This is a genomic window from Roseovarius sp. MMSF_3298, assembly GCF_030733705.1.
Taxonomy (GTDB): Bacteria; Pseudomonadota; Alphaproteobacteria; order Rhodobacterales; family Rhodobacteraceae; genus Roseovarius; species Roseovarius confluentis.
Map to the genome: position 1 here is coordinate 1 of NZ_JASHIN010000058.1, position 7,352 is coordinate 7,352.

The following is a 7,352-nucleotide window of genomic DNA, read 5'->3' on the forward strand; positions in this document are numbered from 1 at the left end:
AAGCCGCGGCCGCCTAAACTCAAACAGAAACCGAACCAGAGCCTCCGTTACCAAAACAAACGACTTGTCCGAAAAACGCTGAAGACGGACAAACTGCGAGGGAGTTGCGGAAGCTTGACATAAAGCCAATTATGAGGCGGGCACTCTTGCACGCATCGATCTACAGGCGTGCCGATTTGTAGACTTTATTCCCCAAGATCTTGCCGATTGAAGCCGCCCAGCCGGGCGGCTTTTTTTGCCTGACGCCTATATGGCAAGACTATTGCCGATTTAGTTTGGCAAAACTAGACCGCACCCCTTGGCAATAGAGTCCGCCGATTTTGAGATCGCCAAATTTTCCCCTTTGATTTCGTTGATCTTTTTCGATTTCAAATTTCACGCTTGGCATAACTATGGCTGCTCTGACATGTTCTGATCTCCTTTACCCCAAATTTGGGAGATTAAGGAAAAAGTCTCGCGAGTGACGGCATATCTACAATGTCCTTGAGGAGATGGACTGAAAGCAGTCAAACTTTGGCGGCATGCCGAACAGCAGATCCGGGCCCTTAGCGACCAAAAGAACCTGTTGTGTCGCACACGCTGGTATCCGCATGGTCAACGGTGGTCCGTGGCGTTTGACGTCAGCATCCTGCATAGGCTGGCCTCGTTGGCGTCCCACGCCGACCGAAGCCTCGGATGTCGCATTTGAGGGCGTGGTGTCCGACGTCGGGCCGGCTTCACTCATCGCTCGATTTGTGTCCCCTGTCTTTCCCACCCGTGGTTACCGACCAAGTACCGGGTGCGCGCGGAGCGCCGAAATTCTCTGTCTTCGGCCACCATCCGTGTCACCGTGACCTCTGTAGCACCGCAATCGAGCACGGCGAAATCGTTCGGGTGCCCGCGCCGTCGTGTCGAAAGGCCGGTGCCGCAGTGCAGTTGCAGTGTCATGTCCGCGCCCTTGCGGCGCACGAAAGGTTCGACGAGCCACTGGTGAAGGTGGCCCGACATGATGACGTGGGGCCCGCATTGGGCCCAATGCTCCAACGCCTTGGACGCCCCGACCATCAGGTTCTTCTCGATGTCGGGCGTGTGGTGAAACGGATGATGGGCCGCGATCACTGTCAGGCCGCCCTTATGAGAGGAAATGGCGTCACCCACCCTGTGAACGTCGCGTTCGCTGACGCGGCCCCGCTGGTGTGCCCACCGATCGGTGGTGTTCAACCCCACCACCTTCACGTCTCCAAGATCGACGGTGGGATCGAGGTCTTTGCAAATCCAGCGCCGGTATCTGCGAAACGGGTCCACGGCCCGCAGCAGAAGGTTGTAGAGCGGGATATCGTGGTTGCCCGGAACCCCCACCCAGGGCCGACTGAGCGAATTCATGAAGTCGGCCGCCGGCCGGAACTGCGACGCACGGGCGCGCTGGACGAAATCGCCGGCCATCACGACGAGATCGGGGTCGGCGTTCTGTATCGCAGCCCGAAGCGGATGCAGAAGGTCAGGGTCCTCGCGACCGAAATGCAGGTCACTGATCTGAACAAGGCGGATCATTCTGCCGCATCTTCCTGCGCCGGGGCGGCGGGCAAGCGCACATGAATGGCGTCTTTCAGGATGCTGAAATTGAACGGTCCCGTCATTCGCTGGCGCTCTCCGTCCAGGGCGACGTCCCGGGCGGATCTTCTGGTCTCGACAGTTGCATGCTCGCCGGTGAACAACGTGAAATCCCGGCCTTTCTGCAAGTCGCGCAGAGCAACGAGAAAGGCCTTCCAGATCAGCATGAAGCGGCCAACATCGGGCGCGAGCAATATTGCGAACTTGCCGTTTCTGACCGCGTCAGCCCCTTCTATTCCGAATTCATCCAGCTGATATGCACTCATCGCGACAAACACCGTGGGAGCCTTTGCGCTTTGCAACGTGCCGTCAACCTCGATGCGCATCGTCAGGGGCCGGTAGACCGTGACCATCGCCACGAGAACGGACCAGTAGGCGGCCAGTCGCGACCGTCCCCAACGTCGATAAATGCTCTCTCGCTGTTTCAGGATGGTGGGGTACAGCCCGATGCTTGCGTTGTTGATGAAGACACGCCCGTTGACACAGCCAAGGCTGATCGGCGCGCGATGCCCGCTGCAGATTGCGTCAACCGCCTGTTCGGCGTCCTCGGGAACGCCCAGGCGGCGTCCGAAGTAGTTGAACGTGCCGAGCGGAAGAACACCAAGGTCAATGCCGCTGTCCGCAAGCGCCCCCGCGACGGCACAGATGGTTCCGTCGCCGCCTGCTGCCACGACGCATTCGATCCCGGGCGTCTCTATGGTCTTGGCGACTTTCGCAGCGATGTCATCGCCGCTTGTAACAGGCACGATCGTCACGGGCGTTCCATGAGCGTCGAACAGTGACTGGATCGTATCGGCCCCCGGATTGTTGTCGCCCTTTCCGGAGTCGGTGTTCAGGATCACTATGTGGGACATGTCAGCTTTCGCGAGCCTTGGGTTCTTGGTTCTTGCCATGCGTTTCGTCGCGGCTTCAGCAGGCTCAACGGCGAACGGACGGTATCTGTTCCCCTGGCAGAGCAGGAACGTCTGCGCGGCGGCTATCCGGATGAATTTCCTGGTCCGCGGGTGTCAGCAGTACGGAGACATGCGCAAGCGACGCGCCGGATCAGGCGGTGACCCGGGCCGCGACGGGTACGCGCGTAAGGAGTAGTCACGGAAAGCAATTGAGAAGCCACGGTCGTTATAGTGCTCGATAATCTGGTCTGAAAAAGGAGCGACCGGTGTTCGGCAGCAGGAATAAGCGCGGGAAATCGCAAGGTCACGCAGACCTCGCGACTGCGTTGGCGTCGGCCGTGGATCCGACCCAAGCGACGATCCGGTTCACACGTGACGGAAATATCCTGCACGCGAACGAGAATTTTCTTGGCACGATGGGCTATGCACTGGACCAGGTGGTCGGACAGCACCATTCGATGTTCGTGACACCGGACTGACTTTGCCCGCAGCGAGGCCTATCGCAGCTTCTGGGCAGCGCAGGCAAAGCAGTGTGGATCAGTGGAACCTATGCGCCGATTTTCGATGCCGATGGCAATGTCGAGGCGGTGATCAAGGTCGCCACAGACATCACCGCGCCGCACCGGGATAGAGCGGATTGCAACGGCGCTGAGCGACCTCAGCGACGGCAATCTGGAACAGGAGGTCGCGCCCTGGGGCGTGGCCGATATCGATCGTTTGTGCGACGCTTTCACCGCTATGCCGCGGTTTCCGATTCAAAAACCGAAGGTCTATTTTCAAGCATAAGCGGCAATTAGGCTGTGGAGGCGCGCTTCGCGATGAGCAGTGCGCTTTCATATGTCATAGATGCAGTGGAAAGCGGCTCTGATTTGCCGTCACGAAAGCGTGGGTCAGTTTGCCTGCGAAGAAATGGCGTTCGGGTGCCCGGTGGAGCGGATCACGATGGACCAGGCCGGATCACGCCTGTGAAGGCAGCCCCGGCACGATCAGAATGCAATCTCGGGCAAGTCCGCATGTTGAAAAAACTTGGCCGGGGCTGCGCGGCCGGCGAGAGATCAGAAAAGCTGTATATCGCCCTGTGACGCACCGTCGTCACGTTTCGGACGCGCTGGTACCGGGACGGCTGGATCGCTCATGTTCGACATGAAGCTTTGCTGGACGCGGCCCGAGACAGGCCAGAACCGTATCTTGCGCCCCCGGGTGCCGCCCAGACAGCCACCGGTCACGGTGAAGCCTTCGTTCTCCATGTACCATTTGGCGAAGGTGGCATTCTTGGCGCCGATCTCGGCGCCTCCTTCGAACATCTTGGCACCGCCGAACAACTTGACCTCGAGGCGCCGGCGGTCGGCACCCTTTTTAAGAAGGCCGTTGACCAGGAGCTCCATGGCATTCACGCCATAGCGCATGTTGTCGCCACGATCGCTGGTCGCGCCCGGCAACAGGAAGTGGTTCATGCCGCCCACGCCAGCCACCGCGTCCCACATGCACGTGGCGATACACGAACCGAGAATCGTGGTCATGATCTCGTCGTGTCGGTCCGAGATCCGGGTCTCGCCCTGGAACAGCGGTATGAAGACAGCACCCTCGATCGAGCCCGGAGCCTGGCCGTTCGGACCGGCCGGGTTCGGCCGAGCTCTGTTGCGGTTGCCGATATGTGTCATGCTGCCTCCTGGTGCCGCGTAGTGGCGGGGGCGCGATCAGAAATCATGCCAGTCTTCCTGGCCGTTTACCGCGACCGAACTGGCGGCAGGCACGGTTGCGTTGGCGGCGATGCCCGTTTGGGCCGGCGCGGCGTCTCGCGTTTCCGCTCGGGCGATTTCGGCTTCCCAGCCGGTCGTGGCCTGTGCCGCGCGAAGCGGGGGCGCGGTATCGGCACCCGAGTCATGCAGCTCGTCGAGGTTGAACTGGCGCAGAATCTCGGACATGCGCCGTGCCTCGTGACTCAGGCTGCGGCTGGCAGCGGAGGACTCCTCGATCACGGCTGCGTTCTGCTGCGTCACCTTGTCTAGCTCGGTCACGCTATCCTTGATCTCGGCGAGGTTGGTCGCCTGTTCGCTGGAGCCGGTGGCGATGCGCGACACCAGGTCCGAAACATGGTTGACGCCGTCAATGATGTCGCTCAAGGCCGACCCGGCCTGATTGGCAAGCCTGCTGCCTTCGGTGACATGCTCGCTGGAGCGAGTGATCAGTTCCTTGATTTCGTTTGCGGAATCCGAGGCGCGCTGGGCCAGTGCCCGCACCTCGGAGGCGACGACGGCAAAGCCACGGCCAGAGTCGCCCGCACGTGCAGCCTCGACGCCCGCGTTTAGGGCAAGAAGGTTGGTCTGAAACGCGATGTCGTCGATCACACCGATGATCGCGGTGATCTGCTGAGAGGAATCCTCGATGTCGCGCATCGCCTTGACCGTGCGTTCGACGACCGCGCCGCCGGTCGCGGCGCGCTTCTTATTGTCGGCAATCCGTTCGTTGGCGTCGACCGCAAGGGTGGCGGTCATCTGCACACTGTTGTTCAGCTCTTCAATGGCGGCGGCGGATTCCTCGAGAGTCGCGGCCTGGGCCTCGGAGCGCTTCGACTGGTCCTCCGCGACTTCGGAGATCTCCTGAGAGCTGGTGCGGACGCTTTCGGCGGTGGAGACGATGGTGGACAGCATGCTGCGCAAGTTCGAGACGACGTCGTTATAATTGTCGCAGATTTCGATGTGATCCGTATCGAGCCCATCGAAATCGGCCGTCTTGATCATGCAATCGGTCTGACCGGAGGCGAGCAGCGACATACGTTCGCCCAGGTGGTGCAGCAGCTTTTGCCGCATCGCTGTCCGTTCCTGCCGCTCCCGGGCTTCGGTTTCGTCACGCAGTAGAGTGTCGCGGAACCCTTCGAGGCCTTGTGCCATGGTGCCGATCTCGTCCCCGCGGCGGGCGCCGGGGATCTCGGTGGTGTAATCGTGGTTGGCAACTGCCTTCATGGCATTGCTGAGCGCCTTGATCGGGCCGGTTACCAGGTGCGAGATCGCGAGGAAGATCGCCACAAGTCCAGCCACGGCCACAACGGCACTTAGGCCGAGGATTTGCAGGATCTTTGTGTTCTGGGCGGCGAGAAAAATGCCGTTGTCCCAGGCGAAGCCCGCGACGCCCAGAACGGTCACTCCGTCCTTGGCGAAGACCGGCACGGCGACGATGTCGATCTCACCGCTTAGAATCTGGGTGACGGTCTTGGTTTCCAGAGACTCTTTCAGCGCCTGCGGCAGAAGCGCAGGTGGGGCATTGCGCGCGTTATAGACGGCCAACTGTTCGCCCGAGCCGTGCAGGATCTCGACCGCGATGAGAGATTCGTCACTTTCTGTGGCCGTCGCGTAGATATCCGCCAGGCGGGCGCCATCCTTGAACTGCATCGGACCGCGCATCTGATTGGAGAGCATCGCGGCGAAATCCGCCTGGTCCGCGGCTTGTTCTTCGAGGCTCATGGAGTTCAGGTTTTTGCTGAGCAATGCAAAGCAGACCCCGAAGGTGAGGAGGAAGCCGATGGCAACGGCGACCGCGAGTTTCGATCGGATGCTGAGCGCCGACAGGGCGGTGGGGATCCGGCCGGGACCGGTATCGGTGGTTGGTGCGGTCGTTGTCATCACGGGCTCCCGTTTGGTAGAAGGGTCAGTTTGCGGTGGCGAGCATTTCGACGTTGACGCCGACGGTGATCACGCCGACGAAGCTGCCGTCGTCCATGATCGGAACGCTGACATGGCTTTGGTAGGATTGAGTGGATTCGTCGAATTCGATCTCGCCGATATGGATGCCGGAAGTGTCATGCGGCACCTGCCACTTCGCCTCATCTCCTTGCCAGTAATCGGAGGTGACCCCGCTCTGGCCGACATTGAGACCGCGGATATCGGTAATAAAAATTTCGGTGTAACGCCCGGCGCCCTGCATATGGATGTCTTTGAGATGAGCCGAAAGCGCGTTCGACGGGACCATCTCGCCGTTCAGAGCCAGCACGTTGTCGCCGTCGCAAAGCGTGTGCACCTTGGCCTGGCCGGGTTGCAGCATCTCTCGCAGGGGCAAGGTTGGCACGATCAGGGATTGGTCGGCGACCTTGACGACCATGCCTTCGAGAACGGCGAGGGTCAGCGGCAGGGACACGGTCACCGAGGTGCCGCGACCGGGGAGCGATTGCAGGCTGACGCGGCCGCCCAGGGATTGGATCTCGTTTCGCACCACATCCATGCCGACGCCGCGGCCCGACAGGTTGGAAATCTCTCCCGCAGTCGAGAAACCGGGGCGAAAGAGCAGGTTGTCGATATCGCCGTCGCTGAGGTCGTCCTCGGGGCGAATGAGGCCCTTGTCGATGGCGATCTGGCGTACTTTCTCGCGGTTGATGCCGGCACCGTCATCCTTGATGACGATGACAACGCGGCCCGAGCGGTGGCTGGCCTCGAGCGTGACGGTGCCGCGCTCGTCCTTGCCGACGTCGCGCCGCGCCTCGGGCGTTTCAAGCCCATGGTCGATGGCATTGCGGATCATATGGGTCAGGGGTTCGACCAGGCGTTCGGTGACCGTCTTGTCGACCTCGGTGGCGTCACCGACCGTGACGAGCCGCGCCGATTTTCCGGCCTCGCGCGCGGTTTCGCGGACGATGCGCGACATGCGCTGAAACAGACTTCGCACGGGCTGCGCGCGGATCGCCATGACGCTTTCCTGGATCGCCCCCGAAAGCGTCTTGAGCTGGCTCATGGCCTCGTCCACGCCGCTGTTGGCGGAGCTGGGCATTTCGTCCATCGACTGGCGCAACATCGCCTCGGCAATGACAAGCTCGCCCACGAGGTTGATCAGCCGGTCGACCCTGTCCAGGTCGACGCGGATCGTGCTGGTGCGGGAACT

Annotated in this window: 6 protein-coding genes; 1 reads left to right on the forward strand and 5 read right to left on the reverse strand. The window is 61.1% G+C overall.

All coding sequences use genetic code 11. The features are described 5' to 3' along the window. Positions 1-720: 720 nt before the first annotated feature. Both RBB18_RS23010 and RBB18_RS23015 read right to left on the reverse strand, forming a co-directional pair. Complete coding sequence (locus tag RBB18_RS23010; protein ID WP_306111547.1) at positions 721-1,530, reverse strand: metallophosphoesterase; 810 nt, start codon at positions 1,528-1,530, stop codon at positions 721-723. After that, positions 1,527-2,444 carry a diacylglycerol kinase family protein gene (locus tag RBB18_RS23015; RefSeq protein ID WP_306111548.1) on the reverse strand — a complete coding sequence of 306 codons (918 nt, stop codon included), beginning with the start codon at positions 2,442-2,444 and terminating at the stop codon, positions 1,527-1,529. The genes RBB18_RS23010 and RBB18_RS23015 overlap by 4 nt, the downstream gene beginning before the upstream one ends. A 377-nt stretch (positions 2,445-2,821) precedes the next feature. Here RBB18_RS23015 and RBB18_RS23020 point away from each other — a divergent pair, with 377 nt between their 5' ends. Then, positions 2,822-2,962 (forward strand): PAS domain S-box protein, encoded by a 141-nt coding sequence (locus tag RBB18_RS23020; protein ID WP_274593474.1) that lies wholly within the window; start codon positions 2,822-2,824, stop codon positions 2,960-2,962. Positions 2,963-3,538: 576 nt separating this feature from the next. Here RBB18_RS23020 and RBB18_RS23025 read toward each other — a convergent pair. From RBB18_RS23025 to RBB18_RS23035, 3 genes are all read right to left on the reverse strand, one after another. Then, on the reverse strand, positions 3,539-4,144 hold the full coding sequence (locus tag RBB18_RS23025) for a chemotaxis protein CheD (RefSeq protein WP_103764425.1): 606 nt from the start codon (positions 4,142-4,144) through the stop codon (positions 3,539-3,541). 36 nt (positions 4,145-4,180) lie between these two features. Next, positions 4,181-6,103, reverse strand: coding sequence for a methyl-accepting chemotaxis protein (locus RBB18_RS23030; RefSeq protein WP_306111549.1), 1,923 nt, complete (start codon positions 6,101-6,103; stop codon positions 4,181-4,183). Positions 6,104-6,128: 25 nt separating this feature from the next. Further along, the coding region (locus RBB18_RS23035; protein ID WP_306121283.1) for an ATP-binding protein at positions 6,129-7,352 on the reverse strand (1,224 nt) is incomplete at its 5' end.

What these genes read in the sequence shown, in the direction of transcription:
- RBB18_RS23025 (WP_103764425.1), bottom strand. Translation starts at nt 4,144, where the DNA reads ATGACACATATCGGCAACCGCAACAGAGCTCGGCCGAACCCGGCCGGT.
- RBB18_RS23010 (WP_306111547.1), bottom strand. Translation starts at nt 1,530, where the DNA reads ATGATCCGCCTTGTTCAGATCAGTGACCTGCATTTCGGTCGCGAGGAC.
- RBB18_RS23015 (WP_306111548.1), bottom strand. Translation starts at nt 2,444, where the DNA reads ATGTCCCACATAGTGATCCTGAACACCGACTCCGGAAAGGGCGACAAC.
- RBB18_RS23030 (WP_306111549.1), bottom strand. Translation starts at nt 6,103, where the DNA reads ATGACAACGACCGCACCAACCACCGATACCGGTCCCGGCCGGATCCCC.